The sequence below is a fragment of the Kocuria sp. KKT182 genome (assembly GCF_055635395.1).
In genome coordinates, this window is the sequence record NZ_CM145757.1 from 1,531,768 (window position 1) to 1,554,259 (window position 22,492).

The 22,492-nt window shown below is 73.1% G+C and carries 21 protein-coding genes; 2 read left to right on the top strand and 19 right to left on the bottom strand.

What is annotated here, in order from left to right; translation table 11 throughout:
• Positions 1-3: 3 nt before the first annotated feature.
• The 12 genes from resB to ACZ2G1_RS07105 all read right to left on the bottom strand — a co-directional run bounded on the left by resB (position 4) and on the right by ACZ2G1_RS07105 (position 11,211).
• Positions 4-1,836 carry a cytochrome c biogenesis protein ResB gene (resB, locus tag ACZ2G1_RS07050; protein ID WP_336649864.1) on the bottom strand — a complete coding sequence of 611 codons (1,833 nt, stop codon included), beginning with the start codon at positions 1,834-1,836 and terminating at the stop codon, positions 4-6.
• Positions 1,837-1,880: 44 nt separating this feature from the next.
• Complete coding sequence (locus ACZ2G1_RS07055; RefSeq protein ID WP_017832479.1) at positions 1,881-2,642, bottom strand: cytochrome c biogenesis CcdA family protein; 762 nt, start codon at positions 2,640-2,642, stop codon at positions 1,881-1,883.
• Positions 2,639-3,259, bottom strand: a complete 621-nt coding sequence (locus tag ACZ2G1_RS07060) for a TlpA family protein disulfide reductase (RefSeq protein WP_035925018.1) — start codon at positions 3,257-3,259, stop codon at positions 2,639-2,641. The genes ACZ2G1_RS07055 and ACZ2G1_RS07060 overlap by 4 nt, the downstream gene beginning before the upstream one ends.
• 54 nt (positions 3,260-3,313) lie before the next feature.
• Positions 3,314-3,985, bottom strand: coding sequence for a histidine phosphatase family protein (locus ACZ2G1_RS07065; protein ID WP_095651134.1), 672 nt, complete (start codon positions 3,983-3,985; stop codon positions 3,314-3,316).
• Between the two features lie 49 nt (positions 3,986-4,034).
• Positions 4,035-4,298, bottom strand: coding sequence for a glutaredoxin family protein (locus ACZ2G1_RS07070; RefSeq protein ID WP_031282502.1), 264 nt, complete (start codon positions 4,296-4,298; stop codon positions 4,035-4,037).
• Positions 4,299-4,404: 106 nt separating this feature from the next.
• Positions 4,405-4,503 carry a 30S ribosomal protein bS22 gene (locus ACZ2G1_RS07075; protein WP_005504750.1) on the bottom strand — a complete coding sequence of 33 codons (99 nt, stop codon included), beginning with the start codon at positions 4,501-4,503 and terminating at the stop codon, positions 4,405-4,407.
• Positions 4,504-4,668: 165 nt separating this feature from the next.
• Complete coding sequence (locus tag ACZ2G1_RS07080; protein ID WP_017832484.1) at positions 4,669-5,511, bottom strand: FadR/GntR family transcriptional regulator; 843 nt, start codon at positions 5,509-5,511, stop codon at positions 4,669-4,671.
• A 113-nt stretch (positions 5,512-5,624) separates the two neighbouring features.
• Positions 5,625-6,965: an NADP-specific glutamate dehydrogenase gene (gene gdhA / locus ACZ2G1_RS07085; protein ID WP_017832485.1), complete on the bottom strand. Its 1,341-nt coding sequence runs from the start codon at positions 6,963-6,965 to the stop codon at positions 5,625-5,627.
• A gap of 35 nt (positions 6,966-7,000) precedes the next feature.
• Positions 7,001-7,594, bottom strand: coding sequence for an ArsR/SmtB family transcription factor (locus ACZ2G1_RS07090; protein WP_470377610.1), 594 nt, complete (start codon positions 7,592-7,594; stop codon positions 7,001-7,003).
• Positions 7,595-7,695: 101 nt separating this feature from the next.
• Entirely contained in the window at positions 7,696-8,907 is a 1,212-nt protein-coding gene (locus ACZ2G1_RS07095) for an acetoin utilization protein AcuC (RefSeq protein ID WP_035925024.1), read from the bottom strand.
• Positions 8,908-8,986: 79 nt separating this feature from the next.
• Complete coding sequence (locus ACZ2G1_RS07100; RefSeq protein ID WP_470377611.1) at positions 8,987-9,691, bottom strand: potassium channel family protein; 705 nt, start codon at positions 9,689-9,691, stop codon at positions 8,987-8,989.
• Positions 9,692-9,765: 74 nt separating this feature from the next.
• Positions 9,766-11,211 (bottom strand): TrkH family potassium uptake protein, encoded by a 1,446-nt coding sequence (locus ACZ2G1_RS07105; protein ID WP_470377612.1) that lies wholly within the window; start codon positions 11,209-11,211, stop codon positions 9,766-9,768.
• A 124-nt stretch (positions 11,212-11,335) separates the two neighbouring features.
• On the opposite strand from ACZ2G1_RS07105, the gene ACZ2G1_RS07110 reads away from it, so the two are divergent.
• On the top strand, positions 11,336-12,748 hold the full coding sequence (locus ACZ2G1_RS07110) for a TrkH family potassium uptake protein (RefSeq protein WP_419720429.1): 1,413 nt from the start codon (positions 11,336-11,338) through the stop codon (positions 12,746-12,748).
• On the top strand, positions 12,741-13,409 hold the full coding sequence (locus ACZ2G1_RS07115; protein WP_017832491.1) for a potassium channel family protein: 669 nt from the start codon (positions 12,741-12,743) through the stop codon (positions 13,407-13,409). Before ACZ2G1_RS07110 ends, ACZ2G1_RS07115 begins: the two co-directional genes overlap by 8 nt.
• Positions 13,410-13,433: 24 nt before the next feature.
• Here the strand turns inward: ACZ2G1_RS07115 and proC are convergent, their stop codons facing one another.
• The 7 genes from proC to trhO all read right to left on the bottom strand — a co-directional run bounded on the left by proC (position 13,434) and on the right by trhO (position 22,445).
• A complete protein-coding gene (gene proC / locus ACZ2G1_RS07120) occupies positions 13,434-14,270 on the bottom strand; it encodes a pyrroline-5-carboxylate reductase (RefSeq protein WP_095651139.1) in 837 nt (278 codons plus the stop codon).
• 101 nt (positions 14,271-14,371) lie between these two features.
• Positions 14,372-15,247 (bottom strand): sugar phosphate isomerase/epimerase family protein, encoded by an 876-nt coding sequence (locus tag ACZ2G1_RS07125; RefSeq protein ID WP_470377613.1) that lies wholly within the window; start codon positions 15,245-15,247, stop codon positions 14,372-14,374.
• Entirely contained in the window at positions 15,244-16,221 is a 978-nt protein-coding gene (locus tag ACZ2G1_RS07130; protein WP_017832493.1) for a Ppx/GppA phosphatase family protein, read from the bottom strand. The genes ACZ2G1_RS07125 and ACZ2G1_RS07130 overlap by 4 nt, the downstream gene beginning before the upstream one ends.
• Before the next feature lie 50 nt (positions 16,222-16,271).
• Positions 16,272-19,118 carry a type I DNA topoisomerase gene (gene topA / locus ACZ2G1_RS07135; RefSeq protein ID WP_017832494.1) on the bottom strand — a complete coding sequence of 949 codons (2,847 nt, stop codon included), beginning with the start codon at positions 19,116-19,118 and terminating at the stop codon, positions 16,272-16,274.
• Between the two features lie 199 nt (positions 19,119-19,317).
• Positions 19,318-19,755: a pyridoxamine 5'-phosphate oxidase family protein gene (locus ACZ2G1_RS07140; protein WP_017832495.1), complete on the bottom strand. Its 438-nt coding sequence runs from the start codon at positions 19,753-19,755 to the stop codon at positions 19,318-19,320.
• A gap of 60 nt (positions 19,756-19,815) precedes the next feature.
• Positions 19,816-21,474: a DUF7059 domain-containing protein gene (locus ACZ2G1_RS07145; protein WP_470377614.1), complete on the bottom strand. Its 1,659-nt coding sequence runs from the start codon at positions 21,472-21,474 to the stop codon at positions 19,816-19,818.
• Positions 21,471-22,445: an oxygen-dependent tRNA uridine(34) hydroxylase TrhO gene (trhO, locus tag ACZ2G1_RS07150; RefSeq protein WP_470377615.1), complete on the bottom strand. Its 975-nt coding sequence runs from the start codon at positions 22,443-22,445 to the stop codon at positions 21,471-21,473. The genes ACZ2G1_RS07145 and trhO overlap by 4 nt, the downstream gene beginning before the upstream one ends.
• Between the last annotated feature and the right edge of the window lie 47 nt (positions 22,446-22,492).

A 22,492-nucleotide genomic window follows, 5' to 3' on the forward strand; every position in this document is an offset into this window, starting at 1 on the left:
CTCTCACTCGTGGTCCGGCCGGGCGTCCGGCACGGAGTCCGTCCGGCCGTCCGGCCGGCCGGCGGCGTGCCCGGTGCTCCCGGCCGTCGCCGCGGTCGCTGTTGCTGTCGCTGGTGCCGGCGTCGGCGTGGTCGCCGTCCCGGACGTGGTCGTGGTGTCGTTGTCCCGCACGCCGGCGTCCTGCCACTGCTCGGTCCAGAGCCGGTCCAGCCGCTCGGCCTCCGCGGCGAGCCGGGGGTCCTCGCCGCGGGCCAGCAGCCCGTACTCCAGCACCGTGCAGGGCCGTCCGTCCGCGTCGACGCCCTCCGCCGCGCGCACCCAGACGCGGCGGCGGGCGATGAACAGGGACATGAGCAGGCCGGCGAAGGCCGCGACGAAGGAGACGAAGGCGCCCGTCTTGCCGGGGTCGTAGTGGACGTCCAGACCCACGTAGCGCTTGACGTCCAGGAACTCCACGGTGCCCTTGCCGTCGGGCAGCTCGTGCACGGGGTTCGCGGCGTCGAGCGTGATGGCGCCGTTCTCGTTGGTCATGGCGTTGAGCTCGGTGAGCGGCTCGACGTCGAGCACGTACACGTTCTGCGGTTCGCCGCTGTCCAGGCCGAGGTCCCCGTGGTACGCGGAGAGGATCAGCCGGGGGTTGGCGAGGCCGGGGTCCACGGAGCGGGGCATCTCGCCCTCGCCGCCCACGGCGGTGGGCAGCAGCAGCCCCACGAGGCCGAGCTGGTCGGGACGGGCGTCCGGGATCTTGAGCACGAGCGAGGACGTGTAGACGCCGTCGGAGGGGATGGTCACGACCGGCCCCTCGAAGGCGACGTCCCCGTTGCCGTCGGTCACCCGCACCACCGGGGCGTAGCCGTTGCCCACGAGGTAGCTCTTCACGCCGTTCACGTTGAGCGGCTGGTTCACCTTCAGGACCTCCTGCCGCGGCTCGGCGCCGGGCTCGTCCTGCACGGTGACCTCCGCGGTGAAGTCGAGCGGCGCCCCGTAGCTGCGCGGGTTCGTGGTGTCCCGGTTGAACACGGCCTCGAAGCGGTCCAGCCGCACCGAGAAGGGGTCGAGCCAGTCGGCGTCGTAGTTGGGGCCGGGGGTGAAGGAGTCGTAGCCGATGAGGGTGTTGACGAAGGACTCGCCCTCCACGACCACCCGCTGGCCCTTGTAGCCGAAGAGGGAGCCGACGGCCACGGACACCAGCACGCCCAGCAGGGCCAGGTGGAAGACGATGTTGCCGACCTCCTTCCACATGCCGCGCTCGGCGGCCACCGACGGGGCGGCCGTGCCGGCGTCCCGGACCGCCACCCGGTAGCCGCGCTTCTTCAGCAGCCGGGCGGCGTCGGCCACGACGTCGTCCGGGGCCGGCGCCCCGGCCCCGTCACGGCCGCCCAGGGCCAGGGAGCGGTGCTCCGGCAGCCGCTCGAGCCGGCGCGGGGTGCGCGGGGGCTCAGCCCGCCACGCCCGCCAGTGCTTGGCCGCGCGCGGCAGGACGCACCCCACGAGGGAGACGAACAGCAGGATGTAGATCGCGGAGAACCACGCCGACGAGAAGACGTCGAACAGCTGCACCCGGTCCAGCCACTCCCCCAGGACGGGGTTGTTGTCGATGTAGTCCTGGACCGCCGCCGGGTCCTGGATCCGCTGCGGGAAGATCGATCCCGGCACCGCGGCGACCGCCAGGAGCAGCAGCAGGAACAGGGCGGTGTTCATCTTGGTCAGCTGCGTCCAGGCCCACCGGGCCATGCCGAGGGGCCCCAGGGCGGGGAGCTCGACGTCCGGGGTGCGCTGTCCGGACGGGTCCGGGGACGCGGGGCCCGACGACGACGGGGGCGCTGCGGTGCTCATGGCGGCCTTTCTGCTGTCGGTGCGGGCTCGCGGGTCGGAGGTGCTCAGATCGGCATCACCCAGTCGGTGACGAGCTCGGCCTGCACCCAGGAGACGAACGCGGTCCACGCGCCCGTCATCATGAGCAGGCCGACGAGCACGAGCAGGCCGCCGCCGGCGCGCTGGATGCCGAGGCGGTGCCGGCGGAAGAAGCCCATGGCGCCCATGCCCCGGCGCAGGGCGAGGGCGAGCAGCAGGAACGGCACGCCCAGGCCCAGGCAGTAGGCGACCGTGAGGACGGCCGCCTTGCCGGTCGAGGCGCCGTCCACGTAGACGAGCGCCTGCACGGCCGCGAAGGTGGGGCCGATGCAGGGGGCCCAGCCGAGGCCGAAGGTCACGCCGAGCAGCGGGGCGCCCCAGAGCCCGGGCGGTGGGCGGTGCTCGATCTTGCGGTCCCGCTGGAAGAAGGACACCCCGCCGAGGAACACGACGCCCATGAGCACCACGAGCCCGCCGAGGACCACGGTGATCCAGTTCTGGCCCAGGAACCAGGCGTAGGCGCCCAGCTGGGCCAGCAGCACGGACATCAGCAGGAACACGGCGGAGAAGCCGAGGACGAACAGCGTGATCCCCGCGAGCACGCGGCCGCGCCGCTGCTCCTGCAGGTCCGCGCCGGTCAGGCCGGTGACGTAGCCGAGGTAGCCGGGCACGAGGGGCAGCACGCACGGGGAGGCGAAGGAGACGAGGCCGGCGAGCAGCGCCACGGGCAGCGCGACGAGGAGGGAGCCGTCGAGGACGATCTCGGCGAAGGGGTTGCCAGCCGTCATGCCGCTTCGGCCACCGTGTCCTCGAGGAGGGTCTCGAGCACGGAGCGGTCCGCGATGCCGAGGATGCGGGCGGCCACCCGCCCCTGGGCGTCGAGCACGAGCGTGGTCGGCACGGCCTGCGGCGGCACGTACGCGCTCAGCGCCATGAGCACGCCCCCGTCCTTGTCCGCGACGGAGGGGTACGGGATCTCGAAGGTGCGCTCGAACGCCTCGGCGGTGGCCCGTTCGTCGCGCAGGTTCACACCGTAGAAGGCGGCCTGCCCCTCGAACCGCTCGGCGAGCTCGCGGAGGTCGGGGGCCTCCACGCGGCACGGGGCGCAGCCCGCGTACCAGAAGTTCAGCAGCGCGGGCCGCCCGCGCAGGTCCTCGGCGGCGAGGGGCGTGCCGTCGAACAGCGTGCCGGCGAACTGCACCGGCTCCCCGCGCTCGGCGGCCGGGTACTCGGAGACCGTGCCGTCCCCGGCGATGTAGCCCTTCTGGTCCCCCGAGTTCGCCTGCTGGGCGAGGGAGTCCTCCTCCGTGCACCCGGCGAGGGCGAGTCCGAGGACGCCGAGGCCCGCGAGCGAGAGCACGCGGCGGCGGGACGGACGGGGGGCGGGCGAGGGGCGGGAGGTCACGGACGGATCACCTGGTGCTCTGGACGGGACGGGGAGGTCGGCGGCGCCCGGCCATTATGAACCGGGAAGCTGGTTGACCCCTGGGTAGAGGTCGGCGGCGGGCTCGCTGTAGACGACCCGGGGCGGGCGCCCGGAGTCGAGGTCGTCGAAGACCAGCGAGGTGATGGAGGCGAGGTTGCACTGCCGCCGCCGCGGGTCGTGCGGCAGGGGGCGCCCCTCGGCGGAGAGCCGGGTGAGCCAGATCGGCAGCTGGTGGGACACGAGCACGGCCTCGGCGCCGTCCCCGCCGCGCTCCACGGCGGCGCGCCCGGCGTCCAGCACCGCCTCCGCCATGCGCGCGACCTGGTGCCGGTAGGGCTCGCCCCAGGAGGGCCGCAGCGGGTTGCGCAGGTGCGGCCAGTGCCGGGGCCTCAGCAGCTCGGGGAGGTCCACGTGCAGGCCCTCGAAGTGGTTGTGCGCCTCGATGATCCGCTCGTCCGGGTGCACCGGCAGGTGCAGCTCCCGGGCCACGGGCGCGGCCGTCTCCCGGGCGCGCTGCAGCGGCGAGGAGACGAGGTGGACGATGCGCGAGCCGGTGTTCACACGGCGGGCGAGCTCCGCGGCGGCGGCCTCCGCCATCCGCGCACCGAGCTCGGTGAGGCCGTAGCTGGGCATCCTCCCGTAGACGATGCGGTCCGGGTTGAGGACCTGGCCGTGGCGCAGCAGGTGGACGGTCGAGGAGGGCATGCCCCCATGGTCCCAGACCGGGCGCACCGGCCCCAAAACGGGGGGCGGTTCAGCCGGCCAGGCGCTCGCGCAGCAGCCGGGCGAGGCGGCGCTCGTCGATCTGCCAGAAGTCGCGCGGGACGCCGTCCACGAGGACCACGGGGATCTCCTCGGCGTGCCGGCGGGCCAGCTCGGGGTCGGTGTCGACGTCGACGTCCTCCCACTCCAGCCCCAGCGCGGAGGCGACCCGGTCCACGGACTCCCGGGCGGCCTCGCAGAGGTGGCACCCCGGGCGGGTGAGGAGGGTCACGGCGGGCGGCGGAGGAGGAGTCATGGAGCCCATGCTACGGGCCCGCCGCGCGGTGCGGACGGGCCCGGGAACGCACCGGGGGCCGCCGTCCTGGATCGGACGGCGGCCCCCGGTGGCGCTCAGCGCAGGGTCACTTCTTGTTGCGGCGCTGGTGACGGGTCTTGCGGAGCAGCTTGCGGTGCTTCTTCTTGGACATCCGCTTGCGGCGCTTCTTGATCACTGAACCCATAGGATCCCTCGCATCTTCATGTCTCGGTGGTGTGCCCCCGGGGACTCCGCGCGACAGGCGGGAACCAGGGGTGCCGGCCTGCGGACGGTGACGGCCGGGCAAACGTTCACTGACACCCTACCGTCTTGTGGGGAGATTGCTGTACTCGGTCCGGCCGCGGCCGGCTCAGGCGCTGCGGGACACCGGTGCGGGCCCGTCCCCGGGCTCCTCCTCGAAGGCGTCCGCGAGCTCGTGCGCGCCGGTGTCCGGCTGCGCCGCGGCGCCGGGCGGGTTGAGCTCGGCGGGCGCGTCCGGGGCCGGACCGGGGGTGCGCTGCTCCTGGTCCGGGTCCACGCCGGCCTCGCGGTACTGGTACTCGATGTGCTCCGCCACCAGCCGGGACGCCAGCCGGCGGTCACCGGCCGCCACGGCGGAGTAGATGGCGTGGTGCTCCGCGCGCAGCCGGTCCGCGGTGGTGCTCCACAGGGGCACGTGGCCCACCAGGGCCATCGTGTACTCGTAGATCGAGTCCCGCAGGGAGGACATCAGGGCGGAGACCACCGAGTTGCCGGCGGTCTTGCACAGGGCGATGTGGAAGCTCACCTCGAGGTGGTGGAACTCCTTGAGCGACAGGTCGTCCCGGGCCATCTGCTCGAGCAGCGCCCGCAGCTCGGCCATCGCCGGGTGCTCCGGGTCCGAGCGCTCCAGGGCCCACGTCTCGAGCAGCACCCGGGTCTGGACGATGTCCCGCAGGGGGTAGTCCGAGGTGGCCATGTGCAGCTGCAGCGCTGGCCCCGCGGACGCGGCGGGCTCCCGCACCAGCATGGGCAGGATCGACTTGCGCGGCCCGTCGAACAGCCGCACGATGCCCTGGGCCTCCAGGGTCTTGAGCGCCTCCCGCATGGTGTTGCGGGACACGCGGTGGATGGCCGCGAGGTCGCGGTCCGAGGGCAGTTGTTGGCCCAGCACGAGGTGGCCGTCGAACAGCTCGTTCTCCAGCCACTGCAGGACCTGCCGATGCGTTGCCATAGTCTCCAGGGTAGGACCACCGCGGCCCTCCGTGGGACGAACGCGGGTCCGGACGTGTCGGAAGTGCGGACGGGGAACCCCTGCCGGGCCCGGTGGACCGGACCCGGCACGGGTCAGATGAGGCCCTGCGCCATCATGGCGCCGGCGACCTTCATGAACCCGGCGATGTTCGCGCCGGCCACGTAGTTGCCGGGCATGCCGTAGTCCTCGGCGGTCTCGGCGCAGGTGTCGTGGATCGACTTCATGATCTGGCCGAGCCGCTCCTCCGTGTACTCGAAGGTCCACGAGTCGCGGGAGGCGTTCTGCTGCATCTCGAGCGCGGACGTGGCCACGCCCCCGGCGTTGGCCGCCTTGCCCGGGCCGAAGAGCACGTCCGCCTCCTGGAACAGGCGGGTGGCCTCGCCCGTGGTGGGCATGTTCGCGCCCTCCGCCACGGCGAGCACGCCGTGGCCGAGCAGCTTCTTGGCGTGGGAGCCGTCCAGCTCGTTCTGGGTGGCGCACGGCAGGGCCACGGTGCCGGGGACGTCCCAGACGGAGCCCTTGGCGATGAACCGGGCGCGTCCGCCGCGGCGCTCGGCGTACTCGGAGATCCGGCCGCGCTCCACCTCCTTGACCTCGCGGAGCAGGTCCAGCTCGATGCCGTCCGGGTCCACCACGTAGCCGCTGGAGTCCGAGGCGGTGACCACGGTGGCCCCGAGCTGCTGCGCCCGGTGGATCGCGAAGGTCGCCACGTTGCCCGAGCCGGAGACCAGCACGGTCTGACCGTCGAAGGACTGCCCGCGGGTCTGCAGCATCTCCTCGGCGAACATCACGGTGCCGAAGCCGGTGGCCTCGGTGCGCACCAGGGAACCGCCCCAGCTGAGGCCCTTGCCGGTGAGCACGCTGGACTCGTAGCGGTTGGTGATCCGCTTGTACTGGCCGAACAGGTAGCCGATCTCGCGTCCGCCCACCCCGATGTCACCGGCGGGGACGTCCGTGTACTCGCCGATGTGGCGGTAGAGCTCGGTCATGAAGGACTGGCAGAAGCGCATGATCTCGCCGTCGGAGCGCCCGCTCGGGTCGAAGTCCGACCCGCCCTTGCCCCCGCCGATCGGCATGCCCGTGAGGGCGTTCTTGAAGATCTGCTCGAAGCCCAGGAACTTCACGATGCCCAGGTACACGGAGGGGTGGAAGCGCAGCCCGCCCTTGTAGGGCCCGAGCGCGGAGTTGAACTCCACGCGGAAGCCGCGGTTGATGTGCACGCGGCCCTCGTCGTCGGTCCACGGCACGCGGAAGATGATCTGCCGCTCCGGCTCGCAGATCCGCTCGAGCACGGCGGCGTCGAGCAGCTCGGGGTGGCGTGCGACCACGGGGCCCAGGGAGTCGAAGACCTCGTCCACGGCCTGGTGGAACTCCACCTCTCCGGGGTTGCGGGCGAGTACGGCCTGGCGGATCGGGTACAGGTCCTCGTGCATGGTGCTCCTCGTTCGGATCGATTGGGCCCGGCCGGTCACCGCCGCGGGTTCCTGGTGCGGCGGCGCAGGCCGGAGAGGCTGGACAGGATGTCCACCGCACGAGCCCCCGCGCCCCTGCCCGGGCGCGCGGGGGTGCCGCCGACGGCCGGCTCCGGGCCGGTCTCGACCGCCGGCTCAGGGCTGGGGACGACGGCCGGCTCCGGAACGACCACCGCCGCGGCGTCCAGCACGTCCGTCCCGGGCGTCGCCTCCGGAGCCGTCCCGGTCCCATCGGCCCCCGCGGTCACGACCACGTCGGGTCCGGCGACGCCGGCCCCGGCAGTGCCGCTGTCCGCGGCGTCCCCCGGGGCGGCCGGCTGGTGCGCCGCACCGCCCACGACCTCGTGGACCCACGCGGTGACCTCGGCCAGCGGCTCCGGCTGCACGGCGTAGAGACGTCGTTGCCCCTGTGCCTCCATGGACACCATACCGGCCTCGCGCAGGATCTTCAGATGCTTCGAGACGGTCGGCTGGGAGACCCCCAGCTCTGCCACGAGGTCGCCCACGGGTCGTTCGCCGTCCTTGAGCGCGGCGAGGATCCCCCGCCGGGTCTTGTCGGCGATCACCGCGAACACGTCGTTGTTGCCCATCCGATCACTGTAAACGGGTTGCCGTGCGGCTCCCGGCACCGGCACGTCCGTGCCGCCCCCGTGGCTGCCCCCGCCGCTGCCGGAGCCCGCGGGCGGCGGGCTCAGTCGAACCACGGGTCCAGCCCCCACTGGGGGAAGACCTCCTTGCGGGTGGCCATGATCGTGCGGTCCGTCTCGTCGTTGGGGTCGAAGCCCACCTCCCAGGAGCGCCACCACAGGTCCACCTCGTCGCCCATGACCCGCGGCGCGTCGGCGCCGTAGCGCTCTTGCACGTAGTCGCGCCACGGCTGCGGCACCGCGGTGCCCACGTCGATCGGGTGGCCGGCGGCGACTCCCACCAGGTGCGTCCAGGAGCGGGGCACCACGTCGTAGCAGTTGTACCCGCCCCCGCCCGTGGCGATCCACCGGCCCTCGCACAGCTCGTGGGCCAGCCCTGCCAGGGCCACGGCGGTCTGCCGCTGCGCGTCGACGCTGACGCGCAGGTGGGTGAGCTCGTCGGCGAAGTGCGAGTCGCAGCCGTGCTGGCTCACGATCACCTCGGGCCGGAACTGGCGCAGCAGGGGCGGGACCACGGCGTCGAACGCGCGCAGCCACATGGAGTCGTCGGAGGCCGTGGGCATCGCCACGTTCACGGAGTGCCCCTCGGCCTCCCCGCGGCCGGTCTCGTTGGCGAAGCCCGTGCCCGGGAACAGCGTCAGGCCCGTCTCGTGCAGCGAGACGGTGAGCACGCGGGGGTCGTCGTAGAAGATCGACTGGGTGCCGTCGCCGTGGTGGCCGTCGACGTCCACGTAGGCCACGCGCCGGACACCCTGGTCCAGCAGGTGCTGGACCGCCACGGCGCAGTCGTTGTAGATGCAGAATCCGCTGGCCTTCTCCGCGTGGGCGTGGTGCATCCCGCCCCCGAAGTTCACGGCGTGCACCGCGTCCCCCGCGAGAACGGCCACGGCGCCCTGGTAGGTGCCGCCCACGAGCCGGGCGCTCGCCTCGTGCACCCCCGGGTACCCGGGGGTGTCCTCGGTGCCGAGACCGCACTCGGGGACCTCCACGGTGGGGTCGGCGCTGACGGCCCGGACCGAGTCCACGTAGTGCTGCGGGTGGACGAGGTTGAGCACCTCGTCCGGGGCCACCTCGGGCGCCTCCACCGTGACGTTGTCCCGGCGGTCCAGGCCGAACTCCTGGACCAGCCGGTAGGTGGCCTCGAGCCGGGACGGGTGCATGGGGTGGTGGTCCCCGAAGTTGTACTCGAGCAGGGCGGGGTCCCAGAACAGTCGCGTGGGGTACGGGGCGCCGGGCCCGGACGTAGCAGGGGTCACACCGCCATTAGACCACTCGGGGCCGGGGCCCGCCGTCGCGGGCGTGGCGCCGGCGCCCTTTGTGTCACCCCGGCGCGGCTCAGTCGAGGTCGCTGAAGGCCTCGACCGCACGGGTGGGTCCCGTCACGAGGATCTGGTCGTTCTCGTAGAGGACCGTGCCGGGCTCGGTGGCCTCCCACCCCTGGCCCAGGCGGCGGACCGCGACGATCGAGACCCCGTGGGTGCGCCGGATGCTGAGGGTGTCCAGCGGCCGCTGCTGGACGGCCTCCGGGGCCGGGCAGCGGATGAGGGCGAATCCCTCGTCGATCGTCACGAAGTCGAGGACCCGGCCCTGGATCAGGTGGGCGGAGCGCACGCCCATGTCGTGCTCGGGGCTGATGACGTGGTGGACCCCGAGCTGCTCGAGGATCTCGGCGTGGGGCGTGGTGATGGCCTTCGCCCAGATCTCGGGGTGGGCGAACTTCAGCAGCCGGGAGGCGACCAGGATGCTGGCCTGGACGTCGGAGCCGATGCCGACCACGACCTTGTCGAACTCGTCGACGCCGAGCTGGCGCAGCACCTGTTCCTGGGTGGCGTCGGCGCGCACCACGGTGGTCAGCTGCCCGTTGAGCTCCTGGACGACGTCCTCGTCGACGTCGATGCCCAGCACCTCGGCGCCGTTGCGCATCAGCTCGAGGGCCAGGGCGGCGCCGAAGCGGCCGAGGCCGATCACGGCCACCGTGCCCGGTGGCCGGCGGCGGCCGGAGTGGTGGTGCGAGTCGGTGCCGGGGCCGGAGGGGAACATGTGGGGACCTCCAGGAGGTGTCGGGGTGGGCCGCAGGGCCCCGTGGGGTGGTGTGCCGGGCGGGCGCGGTGGACTCAGCCGATCAGCGGGCGTTCCTTGGGCAGTTCGTACAGGGCCTTCCGGGGACGGGCCGCCATGGCGGTGGCCACGGTGATGGGCCCCAGCCGGCCCAGGAACATCAGGGCGATGAGCACCCCCTGGGCCGCCGGCGAGAGATCCGCGGTGATGCCCGTGGACAGGCCCACGGTGGCGAACGCGGAGATCGTCTCGAACAGGATCCGGTCCAGGCCGATGTCCTCGTGCAGCAGCATCAGCACCATCGTGGCGGTGGTCACCGCGCCCAGCGCCAGGACGACCACCGTGATCGCCTGGCGCTGCACCGACCGGGACAGGCGCTTGCCGAGGACGTGCACGGCCGTTCCCCCGGTGATCTCGGTCCAGGCGATGAAGCCGAGGACGGCGACGGTGGTGACCTTCAGCCCGCCGGCCGTCCCGGCGGGGCCGCCGCCGATGAGCATCAGGAGGTCCAGCCCCAGCCAGGACACCGGGTGCATCGCCGAGATGGCGATGCTGTTGAACCCGGCCGTGCGGGCGATGGTGGACTGGAAGAACCCGGCCATCAGCTTCTCGTCGGCCCGCATCGGCCCGAGGGTGGCGGAATTGGACCACTCCACCGCGCACAGGAACACCGTGCCGGCGCCGAGCAGGACCACGGTGGCGAACAGCACGATCCGGGTGTTCATGCTCCACCGCCGGGGTCGGCGCCACTCCCGGCGCAGCTGGTAGAGCACCGGGAACCCCAGCCCGCCCAGGACCACGGCGACGACGATCGGCAGGTTGACCCAGGGGTCGGCGGCGAAGTCCATGATCGACAGGGTGTACAGGGCGAAGCCGGCGTTGTTGAACGCCGAGACCGCGTGGAACACGCCGTGCCACACCGCCTGCCCCGGTCCGTACCCGTAGCCGGCGAAGAAGCGCAGGGCGAGCGCCGCGGCCACGACCGTCTCGATCAGCAGCGTGGTGGCGAGGATGCGCAGCAGCACCCGGCGCATGTCCCCGTAGCCGGGGTTCTTCGTCTCGGTCGAGCTCATGATCCGGGCCGTCAGGCCCAGCCGGCGGGCCAGGAGGATCCCCAGCACGGTGGCGAAGGACATCACCCCGAACCCGCCGATCTGGATCAGGGCCAGGATCACCGCCTGCCCGAACGGCGTCCAGTAGGTCGGCGTGTCCACCACGACCAGCCCGGTCACGCAGATCGCCGAGGTCGCGGTGAAGAACGCCTCCATGAACGACGCCCCGCCGAGGCCCGACCTCGCGACCGGGAGCATCAGCAGGACGGTGCCGACGGCCAGGGCGGTCGCGAACGCACCGATGATCAGCTGCGCCGTGCGCGCCGCGGTCACCTCCCGCGGATCGGTGCTCCGCCGCTGTCCCGGCCGGCGACCGTGGGGGGAGCGGATCCCGTGCCGTCGGGTGAGTCGACGGACCCGGGCGCGCAGCAGGGCCTCTTCCAGGGGCATGGGCGACAACCTACACCCGCGGCTGCCCGCCGCGGACGGGCGCGGGTGGAATACTGTCTCGGGTCGAGGCGAACGCCGCGGCCGCCGCCCCGCCCGGGCGGTCAGGACACCAGGAGGAGAGCCCGTGAGCCACCTGCAGCGCGCGCCCTGGGCCCGTCCGGAGGAGCGTGGCCGGTTCTGGCTGCTGACCTCGCTGCGCGACCTCGTGGACCGGATCGCGGCGGGCTCCCCCGCCCGTCTCGCCGTCATCTCCTTCGCCGCGGTCGTGTCCGTGTTCTCCTTCCTGCTGTGGCTGCCCGTGGCCTCGGCCCCCGGCGTCGTGACACCGGTCGAGGACGCCGTGTTCACGGCCACCTCCGCGGTCACCGTGACGGGCCTGACCACGGTGTCGACGGCGGCCAACTGGTCGTTCTTCGGCCAGTTCGTGATCCTGGTCGCGATGCAGATCGGCGGTCTGGGCACCCTCACCATGACCTCGATCCTGGCCATGGCCATCGGTCGCAAGCTCGGCCTGAAGTCCCGGCTGATCACCCAGGAGGCCCTGAACATCGGGCGCCTGGGCGAGGTCGGCTCGCTCCTGCAGATCATCGTGCTGATGTCCGTGACGATCGAGGCGATCCTGGCCACGGTGCTGACGATCGGCTTCCTGGTGGTCGGGGAGCCGTTCCTCACGGCGCTCTGGCACGGGGTGTTCTACGCGGTCTCCGCGTTCAACAACGGGGGGTTCACCCCGCACTCGGACGGCCTCGTCCCGTACACGGACGCGGTGCTGATCCTCCTGCCGATCGCCCTGGGCGTCCTCCTGGGCTCCCTCGGCTTCCCCGTGGTCCTCGTGCTGCGGCAGACCGGGCTGCGCTTCTCGCGGTGGAACCTCAACACGAAGCTGGTGATCGTGACCACCACGATCCTGCTGTTCGTGGGGTGGGCCCTGTTCCTGGCCTTCGAGTGGTCCAATCCGGACACCCTGCGGGACCGGCCCGTGCACGAGAAGATCTTCGAGGGCTTCTTCCACTCCGTCATGGTCCGCTCCGGGGGCTTCAACCTCGTGGACATGAACAGCCTGGAGCCGGTGACCCTGCTGATGACCGACGCGCTGATGTTCGCGGGCGGCGGCCCGGCCTCCGTGGCCGGCGGCATCAAGGTCACCACCCTCGCCGTGGTCTTCCTGGCGATCCTGGCCGAGGCCCGGGGCGACCGGTCCGTGATCGCGTTCTACCGGACCATCCCCGAGGACGCCCTCCGCATCGCGATCTCGGTGATCATGATGGGGGCGACCGTCGTCCTGGTGGGCTGCGGGATCCTCGTGGAGATCTCCGAGGAGCCGCTGGACCGGGTCCTGTTCGAGGTGATCTCCGCGTACGCGACGTGCGGTCTCAGCGTGGGGCTCTCCGGCGAGCTGCCCCCCGCCGGCAAGTACGTCCTGGCCCTGATCATGCTCATCGGGCGCATCGGCACGACCACCGTGGCCGCCGCCCTGGCGCTGCGCTCACGCCGGCGCCTCTACCGGTACCCCGAGGAAAGGCCCATCATTGGCTGACCGTTCGTCCCACAGCGTCCCCGTCCTGGTGATCGGCCTCGGCCGCTTCGGCACCGCCACCGCGCTCCAGCTCGCCCGCCAGGGCCGGGAGGTCCTGGGCGTGGAGCGGGACGCCCAGCTGGTCCAGAAGCTCTCCGGGCAGCTCACCCACGTGGTCGAGGCCGAGGCCACGGACATCGACGCCCTGCGCCAGCTGGGGGCGGCCGAGTTCGACTCCGCCGTGGTGGGCGTCGGCACGTCCATCGAGTCGAGCGTGCTCATCACGGCGAACCTCGTGGACCTCGGCGTGAGCCGGATCTGGGCGAAGGCCATCACGCCCTCGCACGGCAAGATCCTCTCCCGCATCGGGGCGCACCACGTGATCTTCCCCGAGGCGGACGCCGGGCGGCGCACCGCGCACCTGGTCTCGGGCCGGCTGCTGGACTACATCGAGTTCGACGACGACTTCGCGATCGTCAAGATGTATCCGCCGCGGGAGGTGCAGGGCTTCACGCTGGGCGACTCCAACGTCCGCTCCAAGTACGGCGTGACCGTGGTGGGCGTGAAGTCCCCGGGCGAGGACTTCACGTACGCCCGCCCCGACACCAAGGTCACCTCCCGCGACCTGCTGATCGTCTCGGGGCACGTGGACCTGCTCGAGCGCTTCGCGGCCCGCCCCTGACCCGGGGACCGGCCGGTCCGCGGCTCAGTCGCCGCTGAACTCGCGCGTGAGCTCCGCGGAGCGGTCCGCCGAGGCGCGGGCCGCGGAGGCCACGAGAGCCTCGAAGCCGTTGTCCTGGAAGGTCGTGATGGCCCGGTCCGTGGTGCCCTTGGGGCTCGTGACGGCCCTGCGCAGGGCCGCGGGGTCGGCCTCCGCCGGGCGCAGCAGCTCCCCGGCGCCGGAGACGGTCTCCTTCGCGAGGACCCGCGCGACGTCCGCCGGCAGCCCCATCCGCTCCCCCGCCTGCTGCATGGCCTCGGCCAGCAGGAACACGTAGGCGGGCCCGGAGCCCGAGACGCCGGTCACGGCGTCCACCTGCTCCTCGGGGACCTCGACCACGGTGCCCACGGCCTCGAGCACCTGGCGCACGGCCTCCGTCTGCTCGGGGCCGGTGGCGGCCCCCGGGGTCACCGAGACCACCCCGCGGCCCACGCTGGAGGGTGTGTTCGGCATCGTGCGCACGACCGGCTGGCCGGCGGGGAGGGCGCGCTCGAGGGCGCCGACGGAGATCCCCGCCGCTACCGAGGCCACGACCGTGCCGGGGCGCAGGGCGGGGGCGATCTCGCGGGCGAGGTCGAGGATGCCGACGGGCTTGACGCCGAGCAGCACGACGTCCGCCTCACGGGCGGCCCGCCGGTTGGCCTCGGGATCGTCCCCGGTGACGTAGGGCCGCACGCCCGTCTCGTCCTCGAGCCGGCGGGCGCTCTCCGCGGAGCGGACGGTGGCCCGGACCTGCTCGACGGGCACGCCGGAGGCCAGCACCCCCCGCAGGATGGATCCGTTCATGGAGCCGCAGCCCAGGAAGGCGAGCACAGGGGTCATGGTCGGTGAGGTCCTCTCATCGGTGGGATCGGAAAGGTGGAATCGGAACGGTGGGAACAGGACGGTGGGAACGGCGCCGGCGGGCCGGGTGCGCCCGGGCCTCAGCCCCGGCTGCCGTCCGCGCCCTCCGTGCCGTCGGGGCCGCCGGCGCTCGGGGCGCCGTCGGAGCGGCTCGTGTGCCGGCGGGCGAACTCGAGGGACTCCGCGAGCCACTGGGTGCGCTCGTCGGCGTTCTTCGAGCGGCGGGTCGAGACCTCGACCCCGATGATGCCCTGCCACCGGGTGGAGGCGAGGAACTCGAGGGACTCGGCCACCGGCTGCACCCCGTGGCCGGGCAGCAGGTGCTCGTCCGCCGTGGTCTCCCCCGACCCGTCGGTCAGGTGGACGTGGCCCAGCCGGGGGCCCAGTTCCCGGATGGCGGCCAGGGAGTCCATCCGGGCGGTGGCGGCGTGCGAGAAGTCCCACGTCACCCAGTCGTAGTCCAGGCCCAGCGGGCTGTAGTGCGGGGCGTAGACCACGGTGTCGCGGCCGCGGACCCGCCAGGGGTACATGTTCTCCACGGAGATCTTCACGCCGGTGGCCTGGGAGACCACCCGCACCCCCTCCACGAAGTTCGCGGCGTACCGGCGCTGCCACCGGAAGGGCGGGTGGACCACGACGACCTCCGCGCCCACCTGTTCGGTGAGCGCGGCCGCCATCTGGATCTTGGTCCACGACTTGCCCCACACCTGCTGGGTCAGCAGCAGGGTCGGGGCGTGGATGGTCGAGATGGGGAGCTGGTGGCGCTGCACGAGGTCCTGCAGCTGGTGGGTGAGCTGGCTCATCCGCTCGTGCGTGACGAGCACCTCCACGCTGTCGTAGCCCAGCTCCACGGCCGCCTCGAAGGTCTCCGGCACCCCGAGCGGATAGAGGGAGCTGGTGGACAGCGCCACGTGCGGACGGTACGGCTCCGGGACGGCGCCCTGCTGCTCGCTCATGCCGCACCCACCAGGTGCCGGGGGTCCACGGTGCGGACGTCGGAGTGGCTGCTCAGCTGGTCCAGGCGGCGCAGGATCAGTCCCTCGCGGAGCGCCCACGGGCAGATCCGGATCGACTCGACGCCGTAGGCGTCCATCGCCGACTCCGCCACCACGGCGCCGGCGAGGATCTGCCGGGCCCGCGCGGCGGAGACCCCCGGCAGCTCGGCGCGCTCCTCCGGGGACATGGCCTCCATCCGGCGGGTCCACAGCCGCAGGTCCTCGAGGTGGAGGGTGCGGGGCACGTACGGGCCCATCTCGTACGGCGCCGCGCCGCAGATCCGGGCCAGGGAGCGGAACGTCTTGGAGGTGCCGGCCACGCAGGTGGGCGCCCCGGCCGCGCGGACCCGGTCGACCGCGGGCCGGAGCTCCTGGCGCACGTGCTTGCGCAGGGCCTTCATCTCCTTCGGGGTCGCGACGTCCCCGGCGACGAAGGTGCGGGTGAGCCGCCCCGCGCCGAGCGGCACCGAGGTCGCCACGGTGGGCAGCGCGTTGTCCCCCAGGGCCATCTCGAAGGACCCGCCGCCGATGTCGAGGTCGAGAACGGTCCCCGCGCCCCAGCCGAACCAGCGGCGCACCGCGAAGAACGTCACGGCCGCCTCCTGGTCCCCGGCCAGCTCCGTGAGGGTCACGCCGGAGCGGGACTGCACGTGGTCCAGCACCTGCGCCCCGTTGCCGGCCTCGCGGATCGCGGAGGTCGCGAAGGCGAGGAAGTCCTCGGCCCGGTTGTCCACGGCGAAGTCGCGGGCCTCGACCACGAACGCGGTGAGGGCGTCCCGGCCGGCGTCGGAGATGTTGCCGTCGGCGTCGAGGTACTGCACCAGCCGCAGGGCGAGCTTGTGGGACGCGTACGGCTCGGGCCGGGAGCCCGGGTAGACGTCCAGCAGGAGGAGGTGGACGGTGTTCGACCCCACGTCGAGGACTCCGAGACGCATGCCGTGGTGCTCCTTCGAGTTCCGTGTCCGTCCCGCGCGTGCGGAGCGGATCAGCCCTTGGACCCGGCGCGGGCGGGCTTGGCCGCCGCGGGCTTCTTGGCCGTGCTCTTCTTCGCCGTGCTGCTCCTGGCCGTCGTCCCCTTGGTCGTCGTCCCCTTGGCCGTGGACCGGGCCGTCTTCTTCGGGGCGGGGCCCTGGGCGCGCTTCTCCGCGAGCAGCTGGCTGGCGCGCGCCGGCGTGATCTGCTCCACGGTCTCGCCGCGCGGGACCGTCACGTTGGTCTCGCCGTCGGTGATGTAGGGGCCGAAGCGCCCGTCCTTGATGACCATGGGCCGTTCCGTGATCTGGTCGGTGCCGAGGTCCGCGAGCGGAGGCTTGGCGGCGCCGCGGCCGCGCTGCTTGGGCTGGGCGTAGATCGCCAGGGCCTCGTCGAGGGTGACCGTGAACAGCTGCTCCTCGGACTGCAGTGAGCGCGAGTCGCCGCCCTTCTTCAGGTAGGGGCCGAAGCGGCCGTTCTGCACCGTGATCTCGTTGCCCTCGGCGTCCGTGCCCAGCGTGCGCGGCAGGGACAGGATCTTGAGCGCGTCCTCGAGGGTCACGTCCTGCAGCGTCATCGTGGAGAGCAGGGAGCCCGTGCGGGGCTTCTCCTTGACCGGCTTCTTCGGGGGCTTGGGCTTGCCGTTCTTGTAGTACTCGACGGGCTGGGCCGCGAGCTCCTCGGCGGTGGGCTCGGGGATCACCTCGGTGACGTAGGGCCCGTAGCGGCCGTCCTTGGCCACGATGGCGCGCCCGGTCACGGGGTCGCGGCCGAGCTCCCGGCCGTCGGCCTTGCCCGTCTCGATGAGCTCGCGCGCCTTGTCGGGCGTGAGCTCGTCGGGGGCGAGGTCCTCCGGCACGTTGGCCCGGATCGGGTCGGTGATCTCCCCGGTCTCCGGGTCGACGGCGCCGGCCACCTCCAGGTAGGGGCCGAACTTGCCGACCCGCAGGGTGATGTCCTCGGTCACGGGGATGGAGTTCACGGCGCGGGCGTCGATCTCGCCGAGGTCGTCGACGATGGGCTTGAGCCCGTTCTCGTGGCCCTGGGAGCCGAAGTAGAAGTCCTGCAGCCAGTCGGTGCTGTCCTCCTCGCCGCGGGCGATCCGGTCGAGGCCCTCCTCCATCTCCGCCGTGAAGTCGTAGTCCACGTAGTCGGAGAAGTGCTCCTCGAGCAGGCGCACCACGGAGAACGCGGTCCACGAGGGGATGAGCGCGGAGCCCCGCACGCGGACGTAGCCGCGGTCCATGATCGTGGAGATGGTCGCCGCGTAGGTCGAGGGCCGGCCGATGCCGAGCTCGTCGAGGACCTTCACGAGGGACGCCTCGGTGTAGCGCGGCGGCGGCGAGGTGCGGTGCCCGTCCGCCTCGACCTCGGTGGCGTCCAGGCGGTCGCCCTCCGCCATGCGCGGGAGCCGCTTGTCGCCGTCCTTGGCGCCGTCCTTGTCCGTGGCGGGGTCCTCGTCCCGGCCCTCCTCGTAGGCGGCCAGGAAGCCGCGGAACGTGATGACGGTGCCGGACGCGGAGAACTCGGCGTCCCGGCCGGCCGAGGACGTCGCCCCGAGCCGCACGGTCGCCGTCGACCCCTTGGCGTCGGCCATCTGGGAGGCCACGGTGCGCTTCCAGATCAGCTCGTAGAGCCGGAACGCGTCCGCGGAGAGCTCGCCGCGGACCTGGTTCGGGGCGCGGAAGGAGTCCCCCGCGGGGCGCACGGCCTCGTGCGCCTCCTGCGCGTTCTTCGACTTGGAGCTGTAGAGCCGCGGGGAGCCGGGCACGAAGTCGGCGCCGTAGAGCTCCGTGGCCTGGCGCCGGGCGGCCGTGACCGCCTGGTCGGACAGCGCCACGGAGTCGGTGCGCATGTAGGTGATGTAGCCGTTCTCGTACAGCTTCTGCGCCACCTGCATGGTGGTGCGGGAGGTGAAGCGCAGCTTGCGCGCCGCCTCCTGCTGCAGCGTGGAGGTGGTGAACGGGGCGGCCGGGCGGCGTGTGTAGGGCTTGGTCTCCAGCGACCGGACCGTGAACGCCGCGTCCTCGAGACCGGCGGCCAGTTCGCGGGCGGCCTGCTCGTCCAGGTGCGCGAGCTTGTCCGCGGCGCCCTTGAGCACGCCGTCGTCGCCGAAGTCGCGGCCGCCCGCCACCCGCTTGCCGTCCACGGAGGAGAGCCGGGCGCTGAAGGCGGTGCCGGCGTCCTCGCCGTCGGTGCGCGCGAACGTCCCGCTGAGGTCCCAGTAGTCGGCGGGCACGAACGCCATGCGCTTGCGCTCCCGCTCCACGACCAGGCGGGTGGCCACGGACTGCACGCGCCCGGCGGACAGGCCCGAGGCGATCTTGCGCCACAGCACCGGGGAGATCTCGTAGCCGTAGAGCCGGTCGAGGATGCGCCGGGTCTCCTGCGCGTCGACCAGGTCCTGGTCGAGCTCGCGCAGCTCCCCGAAGGCCCGCTCGATGGCCTCGCGGGTGATCTCGGAGAAGGTCAGCCGGTAGACGGGGATCTTGGGCTTGAGCACCTCCAGGAGGTGCCACGCGATGGCCTCCCCCTCGCGGTCGCCGTCGGTGGCGAGGTAGAGGGCGTCCGCGTCCTTGAGCTTGCGCCGGAGCTCGGTGACCTTCTTCTTCTTGTCCGGGTTCACCACGTAGTACGGCTCGAAGCCGTGCTCCACGTCCACCGCGAACTTGCCGTAGGGACCCTTCTTGAGCTCCGCCGGCAGCTCCGAGGGCTGCGGGAGGTCGCGGATGTGCCCCATCGAGGACTCGACCTCGTAGGCGTCGCCGAGGTACCCGGCGATGGTCTTGACCTTGGAGGGGGACTCCACGATGAGCAGGCTCTTGCCCGTTCCCGGGCTCTGGGTGGCCTTCGTTGGCACGGTACTCCTTGCTGCGGTCCGCGGTGCCGCGGGCCGCGGCGCTGCTGGACGTCGGGTCGAACGGGCGGGCGTCGGCCCGCCGTTGCGCTCCACCATAACGCCTCACCGCCGTCAACCCCGGCGCGGCGGGGACCCGGAGGACATCGGCGTCCCCGGGCGGGTCGCACGGGCCGCCCGGCCCGGGCGGCCCGGACCGGTCTCAGGAGGGGTAGCGCTCGGGCTCGTCGCCGATCGTGAACTCGCGGCCCGTGGCGTGCTCCACGTCGATGACCACGAAGTTGTACTTCAGCGTGGGCGCCCACGGCCTGAGCGGCAGCTCCTCCGCGGCGTCGATCTCGGCGCGCGTCTCGAGCCGGCGGGCCCGGCCGTGGACCACCACGGAGCGCACGACGTGCTCCTCCGAGACCTCGTCGATCTCGAACGCCACCTGGTCGTTGACGATGAGGCTCGAGAGCTTGGAGCCCTGGGCCGTGCGGAAGTACAGCTTGCGCTGGTGGACCACGTAGTTCACCGGGAAGATGTCCACGAGACCGGCGGCCTCGACGGCCAGCCGGCCGAAGGGGTGCTGCTCGAGGAGCTGCCAGACGGTGTCCTTGTCGAGGGTCTTGATGGGGTTCAGGTTGTCTCCGATGCTCATGCTCCCATCCTCCCACCCCCACCGTCGCGGCGCCGCCTGCTCATCCGCCCACAACGTCGCTCAGGCGGCGGGCGGCACCGGCTCGTGCGGCACGAGGAAGCCGTCGAGCACGAGGTGCCGGACCTCCTCGGTCAGCCGCTGCCGCTCCTCGCCCGCCCAGTCCAGCAGGGCGGCGAGCGCCCCGAAGATCTGCCGGGCGCTCAGCTCGCCGTCGCAGGCCCCGGCGAAGCCCGCGGCCTCGCTCGAGAGCACCACGGTCCGGCGCAGCCCGGCCCCCTGCCGGAGCAGGATCACGCCGGGGTGCTCCGCGCCGGGGCGCTGGTGGCGCTCCTCGGTGACGTCCTCGGCGGCCACGAGGTGGGCGTCCAGCCAGTCCTGGGGGTGCGCGGCGAGCCAGTCGGCCCGTTCCCACGTGGCGGCGAGCGCGGGGGCGAGCGGCTGCTGGACCGGATGGGGGACGTGCTCGAAGCGGCGGAGCGCGCCCCCGGGCCGGGCCCGGGACGGGCGGCGGAGGCGGATCATCCCGAAGCCCACGGCCTCGACGCCGCGGGCGGCGAAGTCGTCGAGATAGGCGCGGTAGGCGCGTTCGTAGTGCTCGAGGTCGCGGGACTCCGCCGCGTCCCGCAGCCACGTCTCGGCGTACTCCTCCGGGCCGGCCAGCTCCCGCTGGACGAACCAGGCGTCGACGCCCTCGGGCACCCACTGCTCGGGCCGCTGCGCCCAGCGCTCGGCGGCCGGCCGCGCGTCCCCGGGCGGCGGGGCGAGGACCTCCCAGTTGCCGAGCAGGTGGGCGGTGGCCCCGGGGGCCATGACCCCGGGCAGCCCCCGCACCAGGTCGGCCACGATCCGGTCCCCCGGCAGACCGCCGTCCCGGTAGGTGTAGCGGTCGAGAGGGGTCTCCCCGGCGGGGCGCGGTGTGATGACGAACGGCGGGTTGGACACCACGAGGTCGAACCGCTCACCGCGCACGGGCTCCAGGAGGGATCCCGCCCGCAGGCTCACGCGGTCCTCGAGCCGGTCGGGGTCGATCCCGAGCGCCTGCGCGTTGAGCAGCAGGTTGAACCGGGTGAAGCCCAGGGCCCGGTCCGAGACGTCGGTGGCGGTCACGTGCCCCGAGTGCGCGAGCAGGTGGAACGTCTGGATGCCGCACCCGGTCCCCAGGTCCAGCGCCCGCTCCACCCGGCGGCGGTCGGTCGTCTGGGCCAGCGTCAGGGAGGCCTGGCCGATGCCCAGCACGTGGTCGCGGCGCAGCACGCCGGGGCGCTGGGACTCCCCCAGGTCGCTCGCCACGTACAGCTCCGTCCCGTCGTCGGAGGCGTGGGGGCGCAGGTCCACGGTGGAGCGCAGCCCGCCCTCCGTCTCCTCGGCGAGGCCCAGGCCCACGAGCTGCTCCGGGCGCACCGGGGCGGGCGCGAGCGTCTCCACGGGGACGGTGCGGCCGAGCAGAAAGAGCGAGACGACCCCGGCGAGGCCCCGGTCCGGGTGCCCGGGCGTGCGGAGGGCCGGCTCGAGGACCCGCAGGGCGGGCACCGCCTGGTCCCGTGCGAGCGCGTCCATGGCGGCCTCCCCCAGCAGCTCCGCCACGCGGTCGTGGGTGAAGCCCGTCCGGCGGAGGGCGTCGTGCAGCTCGGCCGGCGCCCGCGGGTCGTCGGAGACGGGGGTCCCCGGGACCCGGGAGAAGGCCGGCGCCGCCGAGGGGCCGGGGGCGGCGGGCCTCATGCGGCCCCCGTCGGCACGGGCACGGGCACGGGTGCGGGGGCGGGTGCGACGGCGACCGGGGCGCCGTCGCCGGCCCCCGGTGCCGTGGCGGTGCCGCACCCGGCCGGGCAGGTGAGCCGCGGCCGCTCCTCGAGGCAGGCCGGGCACGCGAGCACGAGGGCGCGGCAGGTGCCGTCCGCGCAGTTGACGAAGCGGTTCGCGGGGCCGGCGCACCGGTCGCAGCGCCCGATCGTGACCGCGGCCGGGGTGAACCGCACGTGCATGCGCCGGTCGAAGACGTACAGGGACCCCTCCCACAGCCCACGGTCCCCGCGCTCGCGGCCGTACTCGGCGATGCCGCCGTCGAGCTGGTAGACCTCCTGGAAGCCGCGGTTGCGCATCAGTGCGGAGAGCACCTCGCACCGGATCCCGCCGGTGCAGTAGGTGACCACGGGCCGGGTCTTGAGGTGGTCGTACTTCCCGGAGTCCAGCTCGGCCACGAAGTCGCGGGTGTGCGCCACGTCCGGGACCACGGCCCCGCGGAAGCGCCCGATCCGGGCCTCGTGGGCGTTGCGCCCGTCGAAGAACAAGACGTCCTCGCCGCGGCGGGCCACGAGCTCGTCCACGGCGTCGGGCGCCAGGCGGGTGCCGCCGCCGACCACGCCGTGCTCGTCGACCGCGAGCTCGCCGGGCGCGCCGAAGGACACGAGCTCGTCCCGGACCTTGACCGACAGCCGCGGGAAGTCCTCGGCCGAGCCGTCCGACCACTTGAACACCGTGTCCCGGAGACCGGGGTGGGAGCGGGTGGTGCGGGCGTACTGCTTGAGCGCCCCGACCTCACCACCCACGGTGGCGTTGAGCCCGTGCGGGGAGACGATGATCCGCCCGCGCAGGCCCAGCCCCTCGCACAGGGCGCGCTGCCAGAGCATCACGGCCGTGGGGTCGGGGAGCGGGGTGAAGACGTAGTGCAGGACGATCCGGTGCTGTGCCACGGGTCCAGGCTACAAGCGCGGCGGGGCGTCCGGCGCCGAGCGGTCCG